This is a genomic window from Ruegeria sp. BHSC043 (assembly GCF_059612985.1).
This window is the reverse complement of the sequence record NZ_JBXWRS010000008.1, coordinates 104463-124956: the sequence shown is the minus strand read 5'-3', so window position 1 is coordinate 124956 and position 20494 is coordinate 104463. Positions and strand designations below refer to the sequence as shown.

The 20494-nt window shown below is 56.1% G+C and carries 16 protein-coding genes; 12 read left to right on the top strand and 4 right to left on the bottom strand.

The features are described 5' to 3' along the window. The first annotated feature begins 405 nt into the window (after positions 1–405). The 6 genes from AC2FMM_RS13295 (at position 406) to AC2FMM_RS13270 (ending at position 8661) form a co-directional block, all read left to right on the top strand. Positions 406–1089 carry a sugar transferase gene (locus AC2FMM_RS13295; RefSeq protein ID WP_496796812.1) on the top strand — a complete coding sequence of 228 codons (684 nt, stop codon included), beginning with the start codon at positions 406–408 and terminating at the stop codon, positions 1087–1089. Between the two features lie 49 nt (positions 1090–1138). After that, complete coding sequence (locus AC2FMM_RS13290) at positions 1139–3589, top strand: tetratricopeptide repeat protein (RefSeq protein WP_496796811.1); 2451 nt, start codon at positions 1139–1141, stop codon at positions 3587–3589. An 88-nt stretch (positions 3590–3677) separates the two neighbouring features. Then, the gene (locus AC2FMM_RS13285; RefSeq protein ID WP_496683764.1) at positions 3678–4304 is read left to right on the top strand and encodes a polysaccharide biosynthesis/export family protein; all 627 of its coding nucleotides are present in this window, start codon (positions 3678–3680) and stop codon (positions 4302–4304) included. A 12-nt stretch (positions 4305–4316) separates the two neighbouring features. Next, positions 4317–5840, top strand: coding sequence for a hypothetical protein (locus tag AC2FMM_RS13280; protein ID WP_496796810.1), 1524 nt, complete (start codon positions 4317–4319; stop codon positions 5838–5840). Between the two features lie 92 nt (positions 5841–5932). Then, positions 5933–7546 carry a VPLPA-CTERM-specific exosortase XrtD gene (xrtD, locus tag AC2FMM_RS13275; protein WP_496796809.1) on the top strand — a complete coding sequence of 538 codons (1614 nt, stop codon included), beginning with the start codon at positions 5933–5935 and terminating at the stop codon, positions 7544–7546. A gap of 11 nt (positions 7547–7557) precedes the next feature. Then, the gene (locus AC2FMM_RS13270) at positions 7558–8661 is read left to right on the top strand and encodes an acyltransferase family protein (RefSeq protein WP_496796808.1); all 1104 of its coding nucleotides are present in this window, start codon (positions 7558–7560) and stop codon (positions 8659–8661) included. Positions 8662–8672: 11 nt separating this feature from the next. On the opposite strand, the gene AC2FMM_RS13265 is transcribed toward AC2FMM_RS13270, so the two are convergent. Together AC2FMM_RS13265 and AC2FMM_RS13260 are read right to left on the bottom strand one after the other, a co-directional pair. Further along, positions 8673–9923, bottom strand: a complete 1251-nt coding sequence (locus AC2FMM_RS13265) for a glycosyltransferase family 4 protein (RefSeq protein WP_496796807.1) — start codon at positions 9921–9923, stop codon at positions 8673–8675. Beyond that, entirely contained in the window at positions 9916–11178 is a 1263-nt protein-coding gene (locus AC2FMM_RS13260) for a nucleotide sugar dehydrogenase (RefSeq protein WP_496796806.1), read from the bottom strand. The genes AC2FMM_RS13265 and AC2FMM_RS13260 overlap by 8 nt, the downstream gene beginning before the upstream one ends. A 412-nt stretch (positions 11179–11590) precedes the next feature. Here AC2FMM_RS13260 and AC2FMM_RS13255 point away from each other — a divergent pair, with 412 nt between their 5' ends. The 6 genes from AC2FMM_RS13255 to AC2FMM_RS13230 all read left to right on the top strand — a co-directional run bounded on the left by AC2FMM_RS13255 (position 11591) and on the right by AC2FMM_RS13230 (position 18102). Next, positions 11591–13099 carry an oligosaccharide flippase family protein gene (locus tag AC2FMM_RS13255; RefSeq protein WP_496796805.1) on the top strand — a complete coding sequence of 503 codons (1509 nt, stop codon included), beginning with the start codon at positions 11591–11593 and terminating at the stop codon, positions 13097–13099. Between the two features lie 48 nt (positions 13100–13147). Beyond that, a complete protein-coding gene (locus AC2FMM_RS13250; protein WP_496796804.1) occupies positions 13148–14176 on the top strand; it encodes a glycosyltransferase family 2 protein in 1029 nt (342 codons plus the stop codon). Then, the gene (locus AC2FMM_RS13245) at positions 14176–15138 is read left to right on the top strand and encodes a sulfotransferase family protein (protein ID WP_496796803.1); all 963 of its coding nucleotides are present in this window, start codon (positions 14176–14178) and stop codon (positions 15136–15138) included. Before AC2FMM_RS13250 ends, AC2FMM_RS13245 begins: the two co-directional genes overlap by 1 nt. Continuing rightward, the gene (locus tag AC2FMM_RS13240; protein WP_496796802.1) at positions 15120–16142 is read left to right on the top strand and encodes a lipid II:glycine glycyltransferase FemX; all 1023 of its coding nucleotides are present in this window, start codon (positions 15120–15122) and stop codon (positions 16140–16142) included. The genes AC2FMM_RS13245 and AC2FMM_RS13240 overlap by 19 nt, the downstream gene beginning before the upstream one ends. A gap of 1 nt (position 16143) precedes the next feature. Further along, positions 16144–16824: a polysaccharide deacetylase family protein gene (locus tag AC2FMM_RS13235; RefSeq protein ID WP_496796801.1), complete on the top strand. Its 681-nt coding sequence runs from the start codon at positions 16144–16146 to the stop codon at positions 16822–16824. 151 nt (positions 16825–16975) lie between these two features. Continuing rightward, positions 16976–18102 (top strand): IS3 family transposase gene (locus AC2FMM_RS13230; protein ID WP_496796800.1). Its coding sequence is split into 2 segments (ribosomal slippage): positions 16976–17240 and positions 17240–18102, totalling 1128 coding nucleotides; the frame shifts between segments, so codons are not numbered across the junction. Positions 18103–18195: 93 nt separating this feature from the next. Here the strand turns inward: AC2FMM_RS13230 and AC2FMM_RS13225 are convergent. Next, positions 18196–19092, bottom strand: coding sequence for a sulfotransferase domain-containing protein (locus tag AC2FMM_RS13225; RefSeq protein WP_496796799.1), 897 nt, complete (start codon positions 19090–19092; stop codon positions 18196–18198). An 81-nt stretch (positions 19093–19173) separates the two neighbouring features. Beyond that, positions 19174–20361 carry an O-antigen ligase family protein gene (locus tag AC2FMM_RS13220; RefSeq protein WP_496796798.1) on the bottom strand — a complete coding sequence of 396 codons (1188 nt, stop codon included), beginning with the start codon at positions 20359–20361 and terminating at the stop codon, positions 19174–19176. Positions 20362–20494: the final 133 nt, after the last annotated feature.

The window sequence follows — 20494 nt, the reverse complement described above, 5'->3', positions numbered from 1 at the left end:
CCCAAGCCGGTGCAACGCAGAATCAACGGGCGGGCCCGCAAAGCCAAATCGGGGCAAGATCGGGATTAAAGGGACCCATGCGGCTGCATTGATCCCGAATCATGCACAATGGACGGATGTTTTCTGACCGGGCGACCCGTGCGCTTCGTCACGCCATGCCGTTGAAATTCCGTGCGCTTCCCACTCAAACAGTGCGGTCCGAGCCCATTAATGTTTTGCAAGCCCTTAAGAATTTGTTAGTCTTTTGGACGCAGGCGTTCATCAATTCATGTGAACAATGAAGAAAGGGTGAAGCGTCCCATTTGTATGAAAAAAATTTGAATAGCGCTTTGAGGTCGTGCGAGTAGTTGGTTCCTGAGTGTGTGATTGAGTGTAGGTGTCCGTTGTGTGCTGGGGGTTTAAATAGTGACAATCCATTCCAAGGAGGTAGCCGGGACTGGTTACCGCAGAGTTCCGGTATTGCCGGCCGCAAATCGGTGTTCCGGTTTTTATGGTCGCTTCGGAAAGCGAGCCTTTGACATTGTATTCGTGATCGCTGCCGCGCCCATCGTCGTGCCGCTGGTGGTGGTTTTCTCGGTGCTGCTGGCCTTTCAGGGCGCACAGCCCTTCTATCGTCAAAAGCGTGTCGGCCAAAATGGCAAGACCTTCCACCTGCTGAAGCTTCGCACGATGGTGAAGGACGCCGAAACCGTCCTCGAGGCGCATCTGGCAGCCAACCCTGACGCACGCGCCGAATGGGAGCGCAATCAGAAACTCACAGACGACCCCCGGATCATCCGCTTGGGTACCTTCTTGCGCAAGTCGTCGCTGGATGAACTGCCGCAGTTCTGGAACGTGCTGGTTGGCGAGATGTCCCTGGTTGGACCGCGACCTATGATGGTCAAGCAGCAAAGCATGTATCCCGGGCACCTGTATTATGTGATGCGGCCGGGCATCACCGGCCGGTGGCAGGTATCCGAGCGCAACCAGTCCTCATTCGCCGAGCGGGCGCATCACGATTCGGAATACTGGAAAACGATGTCCTTCGGCACCGATCTTTCGATCATGTTCAAAACGCTCTTCGTGGTCCTTCGCGGCACCGGCTGTTGAGAATGGTCCGGCATCAGGCAGCGACGCTGGCAGTTGCAGGAGTGACGTGATGAACGCATTCGGAAACCTTCTTGGCAGGACCTTCGCGGCATTCCTGCTGACGGCCGCGCTTTTCCTCAGCGCCTGCGACACGGCGGAAGAACGGGCCGAGGCGCATTATCAGGCCGGTCTTGCCCATCTCGAGAACGGCGACGTCGAGCGCGCGCTGATCGAGTTCAAGAACGTTTTCAAACTGAACGGACAACATAAAGAAGCGCGGCTGACCTTCGCCCGGCTCGAGCGCGAACGCGGCAACGTGCCACTGGCCTATCGCCAGTATCTGCTGTTGGTGGAACAGTATCCTGACAACCTCGAAGGCAATCGGGCCTTGGCGGAAATGGCGTTGGAACAGGGGCTGTGGGAAGATCTGCGGCGCTATGTCACCAAGGCCGCGCAGTTGGCCCCGGAAGAGGCCGAGATCGCGTCGTTGCAGAACACGCTGGCCTATACCGACGCGGTGCGGGATGGCAACGATGCCGGCGTCGGACAGTCCGTCGCTGCGGCGCGCGCAATGCTGAATGACCGCCCCGACATGATGACGGCTCGGCACGTGGTGATCGATCACCTCGTGCGCGCCCAGGATTGGTATGATGTGATCGACCAGGTGGATGCCGCATTGGCTTTTGCGCCGACCGAGGGGAACCTTTACACGATCCGGCTCCACGCTCTTCAGCAGCTGGGCAAGACGGACGAGATCGAAAAGCAGCTGCGCCAGATGATCGACGTCTTCCCCGGCGATCAGGGCGTCGAGCAGATGCTGGTAGAACATTTCATCGATCAGCGCCGTTTGGACGATGCCGAAGAGATCCTGCGGGCCAAGGCGGATCCGCTGTCCGAAGACTATTTTCCCGTTCAGCGTCTGATTGCCTTTCTGACCGAGCATCGCGGCCATGATGCCGCCATCGCGGAAATGACCCGGACCATCGCGGCGGGCGGGCCGAATGCCGCGCGATACCGAATGATGCGTGCCGCGCTGCGGTTCCAGTCGGGCGATACCGATGGGGCGCTGTCCGAGATGCGCGCCTTGCTGGATGGTGCTCCGCGCACGGCGCAGACACGTGAGAACGAGGTGGAGTTCGCGCGGATGCTGATTCTGTCCGGCCATCGGGAAGAAGGCCGCGCCGTGATCGAACGCGTCCTGAGCGAAGACCCGACCCAGACCGAGGCCGTCAAGCTCAAGGCGGCGTGGCTGATCGAGGAAGACGCCATTGGAGACGCGATCCTGCTGTTGCGCGCGGCGCTCGAGACGAACGCACGCGACCCGCAGCTCGTGACCTTGATGGCTCAGGCGCATGACCGAAACGGCGACCGCAACCTGAAGGGCGAAATGCTGGCGCTTGCGGTCGAGTTGTCCGGCAACGCGCCGACCGAAACCCTGAACTATGCCCTGCACCTGATCGAAGAGAACGATCTGAAGATCGCCGAAAGTGTCCTGATCGACGCGTTGCGCAAGGCCCCGACCGACCCTCGGCTTCTGTTGACGTTGGGCGATGTTTATGTCGCCTTGCAGGACTGGCCCCGGCTGGACTCCGTGCTGCAGGCGCTCGACCCGCTGGATGATCCCGATACACGCCGCAAAACCAGCGAGCTGAAGGCGCGGATGATGGAAGGGCAGAACCGCACCGGCGATCTGGCGGCGTTTCTGGGCGAACTGGCGGAAGACCCGGAATTCGGATTGCCAGCCGATCTCGCCCTGATCCGTCTGATGGTGGTTCAAAACGACTTTGCCGGAGCCGAAGCCCGCCTGGATTCACTGCTGGCTGAGGAGCCGGAGTCGAACATCCTGCGGATCGTCAAGGCGCATGTGCTCGAAAAGAAGGGAGAGCCGGAAGCGGCCGCGCGGCTGTACCGCGCAATCGTGGCCGATGACCCGGAATCGGCGCGGGCCTGGCTGGGGCTGATCGCGTTGCAAAAACGCCATGAAGATCCGCAGCAGGTCCGGGCCACGGTGCAGCAGGCACTGACCGCCTTGCCCGACAACGCGGACCTGCTGATGTTGCAGGCCGAAGGCTATGAGTGGGCCGGCGAATGGGAAGCGGCGATTGCAGCATATGAAAAGGCTTATACCGCTAGCAACCGCTCGCCGGTCGTGGCGAACAATCTGGCCAGCCTTTTGACGACCCGCCGCGATGACGACGAAAGCCTGCAGCGGGCGCAAGTTCTTGTGCGGAGCCTGCGTGGCAGCCGCATTCCGGCCTTTCAGGACACATATGGCTGGGTCGCCTATCGCTTGGGCAACTATGACGAGGCGCTGACATATCTGGAAAGTGCGGCAAAGGGGTTGCCGGATCATCCCGTGGTCCTGCAGCATCTGGGCAAAGCCTATGAGGCCGTCGGGCGTAGAGAGGACGCCCTGCGTGTCTATCAGGCTGCGCAATCGAGGGAAGCGGCCCCGGATGTGGTGACAAACATCGAAGCCGAGATCGAACGGCTGCAGATCGAGTTGAGCGGCGGTCAATAGAAGGTCCGCGGCAATTCTGCCGCACCGATCCCGTTTGCTGCGTCAGGCCGATTGTGACGAATGGAGAAAATGGGCATACTTTGGGAAAATGAGAGAATTGAACATGCGGACAGTCATCGGATCATTGATCACTTTCGTGACGGCCTTGGTGCTGTCGACCGGCGCCTTCGCGCAGGGTTCCTATCAGATCCAGCCGGGAGATGCGCTCAAAATCGAGGTTCTCGAGGACCCGACCCTGAACCGAACCGTGCTGGTTTTGCCTGACGGCTCCATCAACTTCCCGCTTGCGGGAACGATCCGGGCGGCCGGTAAGTCGACCAGCGGGTTGCAGACCGCGCTGGCGTCGGCACTGGCGAACAACTTCAACACACCTCCGACCGTCTATGCGTCGATCGCAGCCCTTGCGGCCCCGGCCCTTCCCGGCCTGACGCCGACAGGGCCAACGATTGACGTCTTCGTCATGGGCGAGGTCAACATTCCCGGAAAGCTTCCGGCGACGGAAGGCACGACAATTCTTCAGGTTCTGGCCCAGGCCGGCGGCCTGACCAACTTCGCGGCCCGCAAACGCATCGAATTGCGACGGGTGGACAGCAAAACAGGCGTGATGAACAAATACCTCTACAACTATGATGGCGCGGGCGGTGGCATTCAGGGCAATACGGTGCTCAAACCCGGAGACGTCGTGGTCGTACCCTCGCGCCGCTTGTTCGAATAGGGGCAGATACAGGTGGGGAAATTCAGGAAGAGGCAGGGCCTGACGCTTTTGGGCAGCGTCGCTTTCGTGGCGGCAGTGTCGCCCGCCACGGGCCAACAGGTGTCGGGGCAGCAGACAACGACGCAGCCGGCCACCACGCAGCAAGCGCCCAGCCAGCAGCTGATCGTGCAGCAGGCGCAGCGCAACCCTGCGCGACGGGTGGGCCAAGCCGCAGGTGCAGCGGGTACCGGCACCGGTCTAACCGTGACGCTGGACTATCTGTCGTCGCTGCGGCACGACGACAACCTGCGTCTGACGGATCCGTCTTTGGGCTCGACCACCTGGTGGGAAAATACGCTGGCCCTGGGGATTCTGAACCAGACTCCGAACTCGACCCTGCAATTCGACCTGTCGGGGTTGTATCGCATCGCGAACGAGCCGATCATCGGGACCGATGGCAGCTTTTCCGACCCGTTTACCCAGCTGAACTATCAGCGCAGAAACGCCAACAGCAACTTCAGTCTGCTGGCTTCGTATCGAGAACGGGATCTGGCCTTCAACCGGTCGCTGACCGACGTCAACCTGGATGGGGTGATCGATGCTGCCGATGTGATCGGCACGATCGGCGATCAGGTCGATACCCGCGGCAATCTGAATTGGCAGACGGGACTGAACGACCCCCTTGGGTTCCGGTTTTCCTACAACTATCGTGAACGCAGCTATTCCGGCACCGTTGATCCCGGGCTGTTCGACAACAACGCCAATGACTTCTTCGGAAGCGTGCTGATGCGGATCTCGCCGGTCTTGCAGACCAACGTCAGCCTGAACTACCGCGAATTCCAGGCCGATGACGCCGTGCAGACGGATCGCAACACCACTGTTCTGTCAACTGGCGCCACTTATGATGTTTCGGCCACCACGACCGTCAGTGCGAATATCGGCTACAGCAAGGTTGACGACACCCAGCGCGTTTCGAACACCAGCAACGTGACCGAGGATTTCGTCTGGGACTTTTCCTGGAACAAGACGCTGCCGGACGGGTCCGCCGATATTCTGATCGACCAGACCTTCGGCGTGAACGGCTCGCGCATCAATGCGACCTTCGGGCGTGATTTCCAGCGGGCCAACGGGACTTATGGGTTTGATATCGGATTCACCCGAGGACCGTTCGACGAGGTGACGCCGATCGGACAACTGGACTATAGCTACAGGTTGGCCAGTTCCCGGATCGGGGCAACCATCCAGCGCCGGGTCGGCACCAGCACACAGAGTGTGGAAACGCGGCAGACGCTGGCTTTTCTGACCTATGACTACATCATCAATCCGGTGTCGGCCCTGTCGTTCAGCGTGAATTTCATCGACCAGGAAAACGAAGGGTCAGGCCCTAAAAATCCGCGCCAGCGTAGTGTGTTCAACGCCTCCTATTCCCGTGCGATCACCCGGGACTGGGCGGTCAACATGGGTTATCAGTACGAATACGACGACCAGAACGGGTTCCGGGCAACATCCAACGGCGTGTTCGTGACACTGGGGCGGCGGTTCACCCTCAAGCCGTGATCGGCGCGATGCGTCGCAGGTGGCGATCACGATTTCGGGATTTCGATCTGCGAGGATGCTTGCGCCGCAGTTTCGATGCAATATGAGGGTTGATGCAACAGCTTGAGTCGAAATCCGGTCAATCCGGCGGACCTCTGGGAGCGGTCTGGCCACGGATCAACGTGGCCGGATTTGGCTGGTTCGTGCTGTTGCTGGCCGGATCGGTCCCGGTGTTCTGGATCGGGATCGTGTCGCTGGGCACTGCCTGGAGCACGCCTGAATACAGCCACGGCCCGCTGATCCCGATCATTTCGCTGTATCTGTTCCTGCGGGAATTGCGCAACGCGCCGGCGACGCTCCCCGAAGTTCAAGACCGCTGGCCCGGGGTTGCGGTCATCGCCCTGGCGCTTGCGGTGGCGGTTCTGGGCAATTTGGCGCGGATTCCGGACATCGTGACCTATGCCATGATCATCTGGACCGGCGGAGTCGTGCTGACCGTGTTCGGCTGGCAGCGCGGCCGCCACCACCAATTGCCGGTCTTCCACCTGGTTTTCATGCTGCCCCTGCCCCAGTTCGTGTACTGGAAGCTGACGATCTTCCTTCAGTGGATCTCGTCCGAACTGGGCGTATGGTTCGTGCAACTGGCTGGTGTGTCGGTCTTCATCGAAGGCAATGTCATCGATCTGGGTGTCTACAAGCTGCAAGTGGCCGAGGCCTGCTCGGGCCTGCGCTATCTGTTTCCCATTCTCAGTTTCTCGTACCTGTTCGCCCTGCTCTATCGCGGCCCGATCTGGCACAAGGTCGTGCTGCTGCTGGCGGCCGCTCCGCTGACCGTTCTGATGAATTCGATCCGCATCGGCGTGATCGGCATTTTGGTCAATCAATACGGCATCGAACAGGCCGAAGGATTCATGCATTTCTTCGAGGGCTGGATTATCTTCCTGCTATGCGTGGGGGTCCTGTTCCTGATGGCCATCGGGCTGCAGCGCATGGCCCCCGATCCCAAGCCCTTTGCACAAGCGATCGATCTGGATGTCGATGGGTTCGGCCCCATCGCGCTGCGCATTTTTGGTCTGAAGCCTTCGCTGCAACTGGCTGCCGCGGCCCTTCTGACGCTGTCGGTATCCGCGGCTTGGGTGCTGCGCCCCGCGGCCGATGTTCAGCCGGTGGAACGCGATCCCTTTGTTCTGTATCCGCGGCAACTCGGAAACTGGTCGGGGTCGACGGCCAGCCTCGACCCGAAGGTCGAGCGGACCCTGGGCGCCAGCGACTATCTGAACGCGACCTATGCCGACACCACGTCCGGCGAATTCGTGAACCTGTTCGTGGCCTTTTACGACAAGCAGACCGACGGCGACGGAATCCATTCCCCCGAGGTCTGTCTGCCTGTCGGCGGGTGGGAAATATTCAGCCTGGAGCCGTATCAAATTACCTTGGACAAGACGCCCTATGGCAGTTTCACCGTCAACCGGGCGGTGATCCAGAAGGAACTGTCGAAACAGCTGGTCTACTACTGGTTCGAACAGCGCGGAAAGCGGATGGTCAACGATTTTCGGGCCAAGCTGAGCGTCATCCAGGATGGCTTTGTCATGGGGCGGACGGATGGCGCCCTTGTCCGTTTCGTCACGCCCATCCTGCCCGGTGAAACCGAGGCGGATGCCGACGCGCGGTTGCGGCGGTTCATGGTGCCCAGCCTGAACCGCATGCCGCGTTTCGTACCATTCTAGCTAGTTTGGTGATGAAAATGTATCAACGGACTCTCGCAAAAGTTCTGGGTAGCAGCCCCTGTATTGCGGATCGCTCGAACGGTCGAGACAACCATTTCAACCTGATCCGAATCCTCGCGGCAACAGGCGTTCTGGTCTCACACGCATATCCTCTCAGCCTCGGCAAGGCGGCAGTTCAACCGCTTGAAGCCCAATTGCACGGATTGTCCCTTGGAACAGTCAGTGTCTGGATATTTTTCGCAATTTCGGGTTTTTTCATTACCCGTAGCTTCGATCGGAAGCGATCTGTACCATCCTTTCTTGCGTCTCGGGTTTTAAGACTCTTTCCAGCGCTAACCATTGTCCTGATAATTACCATTTTCGTTTCGGGATTGTTTTTGACCGCTGCGTCCGCCGGTGTATTTTGGCCTGCAACAATCGAGTATTTTTTCCGTAACATGACCTTGTTTGACTTGTTGTATACACTGCCAGGTGTTTTTGTTGGAAACCCACATGGGCCGGCAATCAACGGCTCTCTTTGGTCACTGTCCTATGAGGTCACTTGTTACGCCGGAGTCCTGATTTGCGGGACGTTGGGTCTATTGCAACGGCGTAAGCCGTTTGCGTTTCTGGTTTTGTTGTTCTTGGGTGTCTACGCCACTACAATGGCGTTGGAGTTGAACACACGAATTGAGCAGATGGCGCGGCTTGGACTGCCATTTCTGACCGGGATGTGTTTCTATCTCTGGCGCCATGAAATTCCTTTGTCCTTGGTTGCTCTCGTCGGAGCAGCATGTATTGCGTTCGTCACTTGGTTCACTCCGGTGTTCTTGCCCGTTTTCTCCATCACATTATCTTACGCAGTTTTTTTTGTGGGATACTCAAGATGCGAAAAGTTGTTGAAATTCAATAATTTGGGCGACTATTCATATGGACTCTATATTTATGCTTTCCCCATCCAGCAGATTGCAGCCCAGTCCGGTATGACGACACCAGTGTCCAATATGGTGTTTTCCTTGCCTCTCACACTCGTCTTTGCTGTTTTGTCTTGGCACTTGATTGAGAAGCCAGCCATGGGATTGCGGAATCGGCCGAGCGTATCCGCTAGACCAAATGCACACCGGGCCACGGAATAAGTTGCAATATTTCAGCCTTTCCACACCCGTTCGTAGGCCGCGATCAGGGCGCGCACCTGATGAGGCCAGGCCATTTCAGACTCGACCCGCGCGCGGCCATAGCAGCCCATTCGGGCCCGACGCTCTTCATCTTCAAGCAGTTCGGCAATCTTGGCCGCCATGTCCACCGGATCATTCGGCCGCGCGTACAGAGACGCGTCCTGCGCCGAGAACCGGCCCTCGGTCACGTCGAACTGGACGATCGGTTTTTCGAAGGCCATGTATTCAAGGATCTTGTTCATGGTGGATTTGTCGTTCATCTCGTTCACCCGGTCCGGGTTCACGCAGACATCCGCCGTCGACAGGATCTCGAACAGGTCCCGATCCGGTGCCCGCCCAGTGAAGGTGACGTAGTCCGACAGGCCCATCGCGGCGGATTGTTCGCGCAGTTTCTCGAGGCTGGGTCCGCCGCCGACCAGGCAGAACTGGATGTCGTCCCGGCCCTGCCCCTGCACCAGGTGGGCTACGGATTCAAGCAGCAGGTCGATCCCCTCCTGATCGCCCATCACGCCGACATAGCCCACCATGTATTTTCGACCGTTCCGCCAGGCCGGGTTGGGCGGGACGCGCTCCAGACGGCTTAGGTCCGGGCCCGAGCGCACAATGAATACATCCTCGGGCGCCATGCCCCCGCGTTCGATGGCGATCCGGCGATAGCTTTCATTGGTCGCGATCGACACCCGGGCCGACGCGAAGGTCAAACGTTCGAAGGTCCTCATCAGTTTCCAGAAGAACCCGCGCCGGCCGAATTTGGCCTCGTAGAGTTCGGGATTGATGTCGTGATGATCGAACAGGTACCGCACGCCGAACAGTTTGAAGGGCAACGCCACCAGAAAGATCAGGTCAGGCGGGTTGCAGCCGTGGATGACGTGAAAGCCCCGGCTGAGCTTGATCCGCAACGCCAGCCAGGATTCCCAGAACAGCGCCGCGCCGTATTCCAGCAGATAGCCAAGCGCGCCGCTTGCATCCAGTGGCAGCGGGTGGCGATAGACCTTAATGCCTTCTTCTTCCCAGATACGCTCTTCGTGGCCCTTTCCGGTCGGGCAGATCACCGAAACGACGGCGCCGGCGGCGGCCAGCGTGCGCGCCTCCATCCAGACGCGCCGGTCGAAGGGAACGGGCAGGTTTTCGACCACGATCAGAACTTTCAGCCCCTGCAGCGGTCGGACCCGCCGCAATTCATCCATCGAGACCGGCTGAACGGCCAGGGTGGTGTCAGTCATATTCATAGGTTCGCACCACCGGAAAATCGCCAAGGTTCAAATCGTTCACGATCGCATTCGATCCGATCACCAGATCCCAAGGCCCCTCTTCGGCCGTGGCCCGATCGACCAGCAGGCTGCCGACCGAAGGCAGATGCGTGAAGGCATAGCCCAGGTTCTGCCCGCGCAGGTCGGCAGGGCGGATGGCCGGGTCGTAGACCGACAGCTTGTACCCGCCCTGAAGCAGACGGCGCGCGATGTCGACATTCGGGCTTTCACGCAGGTCGTCGGTGCCGGCCTTGAAGGCCACGCCCACCATCAGCACCCTGCCCCCATCGGGCAGACGGGCCATGATGTCCTGGGCCTGGTAGGTCTTGTGCGCCTCGTTGGTGCGCAGCAGGCTGTCGATCAGATGCGTATGCGCACCGATCTCGCCCGCGATATGTTGCAGGGCCCGCACGTCCTTGGGCAGGCAAGACCCCCCGAAGGCGCCGCCCGGCCGCGTGTAGTAAGGCGAAATGTTCAGCTTGGTGTCCGAGACAAAGATCTGGTGCATGGTTTTTGCGGATACGCCCATGCGATGGCAGATGCGGCCGATTTCGTTGGCAAAGGCCACCTTGGTGGCATGCCAGGTGTTGTCCACGAACTTGGTGATCTCGGCCTCTTCGTACGAGGTGTAGAAAACTGGCGCGTCAAGGCCCTCGTGCAGCGCGTCCATTACATCGGAGCGGCAGCCATCTTTCGTGCCGACGACGATCTTGGGTGGGTGAAAGAAGTCATGCACGGCCGAGACTTCGCGCAGGAATTCCGGATTGTAGACGATTTCGACCGCTTGCGCGACCCGATCGCCCAGAAAGCTTCGAAAGATCGGCTCGACCAGTTGCGCGACGGTTCCGGGCCGAAAGGTGGACCGGTAGGCAACCGTCAACGGACGCGCCCGGTCGTCGGATATGGTTTCGGCAATCTGCCGGGTGACTTCGGCCACATAGCTCATGTTGTGGGAGCCGTCGGTCGAACTGGGCGTTCCGACACAGACGATGGCCAAATCGCAGGTTGAAAGATCGGGGCATTCGACGACCGCACGGATCAGTCCCCTGTCCAGTGCGTGGGTCAGCAGTTCGCCAACCTGCGGTTCCTTGATGGGCGGTTTGCCGGAGTTGATCTCGGACACCTTGTCGGCATTGACGTCGATGCCCAACACTTCGTGCCCATGATGGGCCAGACAGCAGGCCGCAGTGAACCCAACATACCCCAAGCCAAAAATCGCGATTTTCATAAGGTCATACCACTACTCACACAACATACTCTCAACTGCGAAAATCGCGGGCGACGTACTTCGCTGCAGACTTGGCTTCGTAATACATTTCGTGTCCAATTCATGACACGAATAGAGATTACACTTCGGAAAAAGATGCAACAGGTCGGCTGGCGATGAAAATATGCAGAAACCACGCAGATACCAAGGTTTAATACATCTGAAACAGACCGAGACACCGAGATTGGGCGGTCAGGCCTGTGCGGCGTAGCCCTAGCTCGAACGCATTAACATGTCTCACTGCAACATGGATTTGGAAACATAGTTGCTGTAAACCACTGTTTGTAGCGAGTTTGGAAAGTATAGAAATTTGAAACAACCTACGAATTCTAATCGGCACAGGCGCTCAACATCCCGAACGTCAGCGCTTGCAGTGGGTGCGACCACATTGCTGGCCTCAAGCCTGTTTAGACAAGTGTTGGGCATGATCACTTTGATAGTGACGGCTCGTCTATTGACACCCACAGACTTCGGCATTGCCGCCTACTTCTTGGTCGCAACAGCCTTTCTTGAGATGATTCAACGGCAGATCGCCATCGTTCTCATCCGAGTCGAAGAAGTGACCCCGGAACATCTGAGAACTGTCTTCACCTTTCAGATTATTGTTGGTGCCGCGGCCGCAGCATTCTTTTTCTCAACTCGTCAATTTCCTGTTCTGCTTGGTCTTCCTGAATTGTCTGAACTTGCCTTTGTTCTTTGCGTGCTGTCTTTCGTAATAGCCTTCAAGAGCCCCCGCTTTGTTCTTTTCGAGCGCGATCTGAGCTTCATCTATGCAGCAGGAGAAGAGACAGTTAGCCGAGTGGTTTATTCCGTCATAGCGGTTAGCTTAGCTTGGTTCTGGCGGGACTATTGGGCTATTATTGCTGCTAGTTTCGGTGCCATGTTGACGCGCAGCATTTGGACATTCGGCTTGGCACCAATGACGATCCGTCCTTCGCTGGCGCGCTGGCATGATTGCTTGTCTTTTTCTATTTGGTCGACTGGAGCTCAAATCGCTCAGTTCTTTTCAAAAAACATGCCCCAGTTAATTATCGGCGCAACTCTGGGATACTCGGATGCTGGTATATTTCGACTTGGCAACAGGCTCAGCACACTTGTTACAACTCAGCTTTTTGCCCCGCTTCAACGCGTTTTTTACCCTGGACTTGCGGAAATTTCCAGGAACACCGACCGAAAAGATGAAGCATTCACCCGCCTGAACGAATTTCTTCTTGCGATCGTCTTGCCGATTTCCATTGGTATGGCTCTGGTCGCTAATCATATCGTTATCGTCGTGATCGGATGGAATTGGTTGGCAGCCGTACAGGTCATTTGGATTTTGGCCCCACTAAAGGCACTTGAAACGCTCCAAGAAAACGTCCGCTCGGCTGCCTATGTCGAAGGGTCGACAAAGGTATTGTTTGTTAGAAATGTTTTTCTGTTGGCATTTGTTTGCTTGTCGATGTCTGTTGGCGTGCAGTTTGGGTTCTCTGGCGCTTTGGTTGCAGCTGCAACCTCGAGCGCGGCAGCTATCCTGACTACGCTGGCGGTTGCCAAGAGGTTTGGAACGCAGAGTTTTTTCGGCCCACTGACGGTTGGTTGGAGGTCGTTTGTGTCAACGTTGACCATGATCGCAGCAGTTCTCTTAGTAGGCGGCGCGATGGGCAACCCCGACCACATTGGATGGGCCTTTGACACCTCCGATGACCTACCATTGTTGCGCTATCGTTTTGCCACGAAGGTGCTGGTTGGTGCGACAGTCTATGTAGGAACACATTATTTGCTATGGAATATGGTGAAGCGCCCCGTAGGAGTTGAGAGTCTGTTTTTGGGCTTGGTTAAAAATGCTTTCGGGCACCCCAAAGGCTCAAAGACCCGAGCGCGTGGATCTATCGAATCCTGATTTTAGAGGTTGATCATGAATTTGGAAAATCAAAAGGTCTTTTGACGTATGGGCGACTGTTCGGTCTTGAATGGCAAAAACGAACTGACTTGCGTGTCGCGTGGAGAGGAACTCGATCTTAGTGTAATAATTGTAAACTACAAGACTTGCGAGGTAACCGCACAAGCGGTCCAGTCTGTTCTGGAACACTCCGGCACCTTGAAGCTGGAAATAATCGTGGTCGATAACGATTCACGCGATGGTAGTGTCCATAAGCTTCGTACCGATTTCCCGGAGATTACGGTCGTGGAAGCCGGCCACAACGGCGGCTATGCTTGGGGTAACAATATCGGCATGCGTATGGCGCGTGGTCGCATATTTTTAATTCTCAATCCCGATGCACAGGTTTTCAACGGCACTTTGGAACACGCCGTTGCCTATCTTCGGGACCATCCCGAAGTTGGAATTCTTGGTGGGCATGTCTCTTTGGAGGATGGGAGCCAGCAATCAACCCTTTTCCGAGAAATATCACTGCGCAGCCTCTTCTGGAGCATGTTTGTACCTAACACGATACTTCGCAATAGCCGCTACTTCGGCGATCAACGCTACGCATCCTTGCCTCGCGACACGATGCAAGATGTTGATGTCGTGGCAGGGTGTTTCATGATGATTTCGCGCACGGTTGTAGACAAGATCGGCACGATGGATGAACGGTTCTTCATGTACAGCGAAGAATCGGAATGGTGTTGGCGGGTTCGACAGGCGGGCCTAGCGGTGCGCTACAATCCGGATATTCGCTTGATGCATATTGGCGCTGTCTCGACAGGGCAGACGTCTCCTTGGAAATCCGTTGAGATCGCGAAAGGCCACATCCTTTTTCTGCGCTTTACCCGCGGGCCTTTAGTTGCTTGGTTAGGGACTTTGATGATGCTTGTTGGTGACCTGCTAAGGGCCGCGTGGTTTTTGCCAATAAGTGTTTTTCGACCCGAGCAGCCAGCAGCTAGTGCTTGGCGGGCGAGGCTTGTTTTTCTGGCTGGAGCCCTGTTCAAGCAATCCAAAGGGCAAATGCCGCCGAAGTATCGTGCAGGGACAGCATAATGGAAGCCAGGTTCAAATCCGCGCTGCGGGGGGCAGTCCATACAGTTCTTGCCCCGGCTGAGGCGCGAATGCTTGAAAGTCAGCCGAAAGCTAACTGGCCACATATCTTCATTGTTGGCGCGCCACGCTCTGGAACATCCTTGATTTATGAGGTGGTGGTCACAGCGTTCAATCTCGCTTATTTCACGAACTTGTCACATCGTTTCTACATGACCCCTCTGGCGGTTACTAAACTAGGCCAATTGTTTTTACGGCCTCGCAAGCCTGCCTTTCAAAGCGACTACGGTCATATCGCCGGATGGGCGGCACCAAACGAAGGTGGCTGGATTTGGCGGCGTTGGTTTGAGGACAGAGCGTGGACTGACGAAAGCGCGTTGTCCAGTTTGCCCGTGCAAGAAATCAAGGCAACTCTGTCGGGGATGTCAAACTTGTTTCATGCGCCTTTTATTAACAAGAATGTGATGCATTCAAATCGGATCAGGTTGTTAGACGCGCTGTTTCCTGGCTGCCTATTCATCGAAGTTCGGCGCGACCCCAAGGACACAGTCAGGTCCATTCTCAGGGCGCAACGACGCCAAAAAGGCCCAGAACCAGACCGCGAGCAATGGTGGTCTGTTCGCCCATCCATGGCTGGAGGCGCCACTGACATCGAGCGAGCTTGCCGGCAAGTTGTGGGCGTAGCGCACGATATTGATCTCGATTGTTCACATATCGGGGCGAACAGGTTGATCAGGATAAACTACGAGACAGTGTGTGAAGACCCCAGAGGTGCCTTGGAGGACATCCGCGCATTTTTTGGCCAACACGCAGTTCCCGCCAGCTGGTTTGCCCAGGACTTGATCCCCATGCAGTTCACGATCAATCCCTCCAAGCGGTTACCAGACCAAGAAGAAGAGCTAATTGACAAGATTTTGGAAAATAGTAAGTGTGGAGCCGGAGTACGTTGGCGAACCAGCAAATAGAATTGCGAAAACTGTCGCCAGATCAGTGGCCCGAGATCAGCCGCCGCTTTGATGACCTGACTTATGAGCAAACACTAACTTACGCATTGGCTGCCGCGGACCGTATCGGCGCCTCCGCCGAGTTTTTGGGGATGTTCGATCGCAACGGCATGCCGGTTGCTGCTGCGTGTCTTAGAGTCAAGAAAGTCCCGATTCTAGGGCGGGGAGTTGCATGGATAGCCTCCGGACCGCTGACATGCACGGGACATGGCCAGCGCACGGTTCCCGAGACTTTGGGCTCAGTGTTGTCCGGTTTGCGAAAATACACACACGGTGCTGGGCATGTCCTGCGCTTTCGCATGCCTGTCAGTGCAACTCCGCATCTCGATGTGATAACCGAGGCGGGATTTGTGCCGTCAGAAAGGTCCAGCACATATAGGACGGTTTTGATCGACCTGAACCAATCAGAGGCTAACCTAATGAAGGCCCTGCACGGGAAGTGGCGAAACTCTTTGCGAAATGCCCTGAAGGCCGATCTGGATATTCAAAAAGGGCCGATTACCGAATTGTCGGATCGGTTCTCTAGGCTGTATCATCAGGTCCGTTCCTCAAAAGGCTTCCAGCCTGACATACCGCCTGAGTTTTATTATCACCTGTCAGGATCTGATTTCGAACATGACGTTCTGGTCGCTCGCAAGGGCGGTGAAGACGTTGGTGCGATGACCATTGGGTATGCCGGTACCACTGCAACATACCTGTTCGGGGCGACTTCTGAGGCCGGACGGCGATTGAACGCTGGGCACTACCTCATGTGGCAAGCTATGCTTCATTGCCGTCGCCGTGGCGCCAGGTGGTTCGATCTGGGCGGCATCGATCCAGAAGGGAACCCCAGTGTCACGCGGTTTAAAGTGCGGACAGGCGGGACAGATGTAACGGCAGCAGGCCCGTTCGAGTCGCGGCCATCGGGAATGACGCCTGCGCTGATCAAGCTGGCCGAATCCGTACACAGAAAGGTCAGGTTGTGAAATGGCCCGGCGGATAGGACTCAACTTTCATGGGATCGGAGATCCAAAGCGCGTGCTTGACCCGGGAGAAGCCCCTTTTTGGCTTTCTGAGAAGCAATTCTTGGATGTTCTAGATCGCGTTGCGGGCGCGCCTGAGCCTGCACGTTATTTTCTGACTTTCGATGATGGGAATATTTCTGATTTTGAAGTTGCCCTTCCTGCTCTGGAGCAACGGGGTTTATCAGCCACGTTCTTCGTCCTCACAGGAAGGGTTGGTCAGCCTGGATCTTTGGAGCGATGTCACATTTCCGCTCTGGTCGCAAAAGGTATGGGAATAGGCAGCCACGGGATCAACCATGTCGCGTGGGATACCCTAGATACGAAGACCCTCAGTCGAGAACTGTTGGAATCGCAAGCCGTATTGGAGGATGTCTGTGGGCTCCCTGTGATGCGCGCCGGTATACCTTTCGGCTCATACAATGCGCGCGTACTCCGTGTGCTTCGCCAGTGTGGATACCAAGTGGCGTTTTCCAGTGATGGTGGGTATATGAACGACTCTTCGTTCGTGCGGCCACGTACGTCCCTACGCGGAGATATGGGGATGGCAGAGCTTGATGCCATAATGAACGGGCTTCTGCCAGTTCGTAAGAAAATACGTCGCGCGGTGGCAATGACAAAAAAAAAGCTACTACCCCTAGGCTAAGCCCCACGTGGGACTGAATTGCCTGAGCATATCAGCCGGGAGTATCATAAACTTTGTGTATCCGTCCCGGTCCATGCGATTTCAGATACTCAAGCTGACCCTCCCCCACTGTAGTGGTCCGCCGTTATGTTGAGGAAAACGGAGGATCAGAATGGGAACGAAACGATACAAGCCGGAAGAGATTGTCACGAAGCTGCGGCAGGTTGAGGTGCTTGTCGGGCAAGGAATGGCGCGGGTGGATGCGATCCGTGAGGTTCGCATTACCGAACAGACTTACTATCGCTGGCGCAAGCAGTATGGCGGGCTGGGAACCGACCAGCTCAGAGAGCTCAAACGGCTTCAGAAGGAGAATGAGCGGCTAAGGAAGGCCGTGTCGGACCTGACGCTGGACAAGCTGATCCTGGCGGAGGCGGCAAAGGGAAACTTCTGAGCCCCGCCCGTCGTCGAGCTTGTATCGAACTTGTCCGCAACGAACTGGGCGTCTCGGCGCGTCGTGCTTGCCGGGTGCTGCGCCAGCACCGCTCGACACAGCGCAAGCTGCCGAGGGGCCGGGCTGTCGAAGAGCGCCTGATAGCGGACATGATTGAGCTTGCGCGCCAATATGGTCGCTATGGATACCGTCGGATCGCAGCCTTGCTGAGAGATGCCGGCTGGCAGGTCAACGACAAGCGCGTGGAACGGCTGTGGCGACGGGAGGGACTGAAAGTGCCATCGAGGCAGCCGAGGAAAGGGCGGCTCTGGCTGAATGACGGATCCTGCGTACGGCTGCGGCCGGAGTACCGCAACCATGTCTGGTCCTTTGACTTCGTGCACTGCCGGATGGACGACGGAAAGGCATTCAGGACGTTGAACATCATCGACGCGTACAGCCGGGAATGCCTCGCGATCAAGGTGAAGCGCAAGCTGAACTCCATAGATGTCATCGACGCCCTAAGCGATCTATTCATCCTACGTGGTGTGCCGGCCTGCATCCGGTCGGACAATGGCCCGGAGTTCGTGGCACAGGCTGTCCGGGACTGGACTTCCGCGGTCGGCGCCAGGACCGCCTACATAGAACCCGGCTCACCCTGGGAGAATGGCTATTGCGAAAGCTTCAACGCCCGGTTCCGCGATGAGCTGCTCGATGGCGAGATATTATATACCCTGCGCGAGGCACAGATCCTGATCAAACAATGGAGGAGGCACTACAACACGAAACGACCGCACAGCGCCTTGGGTTACCGCCCACCGGCCCCGGAAACCGTCGTCCGGATGGACCAGAGGCCGACTATGCACTAACAATCAAACTGGACCACTTAGGTGGGGCTGATCACTTCCTTTCGGTGAAGCATGAACCGGATCAGTCATACACAGAAGATTTGCCACTCTCTATCAGGCCCGAGCATATCCAAATTTTTCCAAGATGTGCCCAAGCTCCTGGTCGATGAAAGCCAAGTGTTCGGGTTCCAGTTCATCTTTCCATTGGCCGCTGCGCCCGCTGCGGATATGCGCACGCTCATTGACCTTTGACGCTGATAGCTTGCTGCGTTTACCCGCTTCGAACAAGCGCATCAAGCGGACCCCCAATTCGTGCGCCTCTGCGGTCAAACCCAGAAAAGAAAAGATTTCGCTGTAAAGCGCATCGCGCCGGCTGCCCATCAACTCATCATATGACACTTCAAGGATGTTCGGGTCATCCAGATTCCAGTTTTCAAGAGTTTCGCGACTGAAAAAGATGAAGTGGCGGATTGTCATGAACAAGCCCTCTGTCTTGTCGACAGCGCGGAGCTTCTCCTGGTAAGTTCTTCCATTTTCATCCGGAATGTGAGCCCAAAGCTCGTTCGTCCACAGATGGTAATGATACGAGGACACAATCATGTCTCGCGGATCTCGCATGACATGTATCCCACGATAGGGACCAATTTCGGCAAATGGCGTGCGACTGTGCATTGACAGGAAAACCCTAGTATTCGGCTTTGGGATCTCTTTGGAAATATCCTCGAAACGTACACCGAGACCAAAGGACAAAAGTTTGAGCACCGCCTTAAAATAGGTGGTCATTGCCTTGTGATGAGTGGCAACAAATATCTTAGTCTGTCCATTTGAAAAATCGCGTTCATGGATTCTGCAACGCAACAAATAAGGGATCAGTTTCCAGAACTCTTGGTTCGTCGCCAAACCATAGTTCTTGCGCACAGAGATCGGAATTTGTGCCAGCAGATTTTGTTGTCGTGACCGTTTCGGCCTTCGTCCTGTGCTGGCATCTGTCTCGATTCTGGATTTCGACATAGTCACTTCGTTTTCCCTGTTAAAACGGCGGCTTTCTTCCGGTCAGCCACCAGATTTCCAAAGTATTGGCAGCACTTTTCCTCAACCAAATCGTGTATATCGAATTGTTCGACGTTCGTGTGACGCAGAAGATGCATTCTTCTCTACAGCTTCATCTTCGGCATCTACCATCCATAGTCCTGCACCGAGCATAAACATGAACAAGCAGAAAGTTGCATCCCACACATGCACAGTTATCGCTGCTACACAAAAACCGGAAAGAGAAAACAAATACCCGTACCGATAACTTGCCAGCCGCCCATTAAGCTTGGCACGCCCTATGCTCCTGAACACAAAAAAGACTATAAGAAGAAGAAATATCAAAGAAGGAAATCCGTGACGCATTGTCACGAGCAGCCAATAGTTGTCTACGCTTGGGACCATCCATCTCGGCCTGCTCCAATCTTTCAAACCGATCCCAAACACGGGATTGCGCAATATATCGTCTGATGCGTAGGTGAAGATGTGAATCCGGTTCCAAGCCGTCGATTTCTTCAATGTCAGGTACGCAGCAAACAACTGAGCCGGCGGCCGATTAGAAAACACTTCGATAAACGCGTATAAACCGACAAAGAGGTACAGCAATAAGTTCCATTTCTTCTTAATGGCCGAAAAAACCGTTTTCCATCCCATCAGTCCAATTTGCACGGCAATGGCAAGCCAAGCGCCAGAGGACAGCGATGTAATGGTAGCAAACACGACAATTCCGACCCGGGAAAGCTTGTAGCTCAGACTTTTACCATACCCCAAAACGTACCAAGACATTGCGAATGCTGTGCTGCAAAACAACCCGAACAAAATAGGGTGAGGCATCGAGCCCTGTGCCCGGTAGAACCCAAGACGCGGCTGATCTAGGACAGTCTTGTAGACCTGCCCGAAATTGCTAAAAAAATTGAGAAGCAACGAGGTGTTGGTTACAGATTGATAAACACTGAATGGCAACATGATTGCAACCACCGCAAAGAGCCAAATGGCGAAGCTGCGAAATGCATCGGCATCCCGGATCATCCAACGTGCGATAAAGTAGGGCGATAGGGTTTCGATTAGAGCGATGCCCACATACTCCCATCGCGCAAACCCATGATTTGCGATTATCGCCAACCCATTCCAAATGGCAAAACACAGAATCAGAATGTCGGGGGTTTGAACTCTTGTCGATCGGTCCAGCCAGTGCACAACCGCAGGAACAAAAAAAATAATAAGAACCAACCGATAGCCGTTGATCTGCATTCCGAGGACGTCGAAGTAAAATGGTAAGATGAAACCAACGAACAAAAAGGGGATCAAAAACGGCTTAGATCTGGGCAGCCCAGCTTTGCTGACAGTTCCAATCGAATGCCTTGATTCTGTCGAAGTAACCAAT

Excerpts from the sequence above, each read along its gene's own strand:
- AC2FMM_RS13270 (WP_496796808.1), top strand. The coding sequence starts at position 7,558 with ATGAAAATGTATCAACGGACTCTCGCAAAAGTTCTGGGTAGCAGCCCC.
- AC2FMM_RS13260 (WP_496796806.1), bottom strand. The coding sequence starts at position 11,178 with ATGAAAATCGCGATTTTTGGCTTGGGGTATGTTGGGTTCACTGCGGCC.
- AC2FMM_RS13265 (WP_496796807.1), bottom strand. The coding sequence starts at position 9,923 with ATGACTGACACCACCCTGGCCGTTCAGCCGGTCTCGATGGATGAATTG.
- AC2FMM_RS13235 (WP_496796801.1), top strand. The coding sequence starts at position 16,144 with ATGGCCCGGCGGATAGGACTCAACTTTCATGGGATCGGAGATCCAAAG.
- AC2FMM_RS13290 (WP_496796811.1), top strand. The coding sequence starts at position 1,139 with ATGAACGCATTCGGAAACCTTCTTGGCAGGACCTTCGCGGCATTCCTG.
- AC2FMM_RS13285 (WP_496683764.1), top strand. The coding sequence starts at position 3,678 with ATGAGAGAATTGAACATGCGGACAGTCATCGGATCATTGATCACTTTC.
- xrtD (WP_496796809.1), top strand. The coding sequence starts at position 5,933 with ATGCAACAGCTTGAGTCGAAATCCGGTCAATCCGGCGGACCTCTGGGA.
- AC2FMM_RS13250 (WP_496796804.1), top strand. The coding sequence starts at position 13,148 with ATGGGCGACTGTTCGGTCTTGAATGGCAAAAACGAACTGACTTGCGTG.
- AC2FMM_RS13225 (WP_496796799.1), bottom strand. The coding sequence starts at position 19,092 with ATGTCGAAATCCAGAATCGAGACAGATGCCAGCACAGGACGAAGGCCG.
- AC2FMM_RS13245 (WP_496796803.1), top strand. The coding sequence starts at position 14,176 with ATGGAAGCCAGGTTCAAATCCGCGCTGCGGGGGGCAGTCCATACAGTT.
- AC2FMM_RS13220 (WP_496796798.1), bottom strand. The coding sequence starts at position 20,361 with ATGCAGATCAACGGCTATCGGTTGGTTCTTATTATTTTTTTTGTTCCT.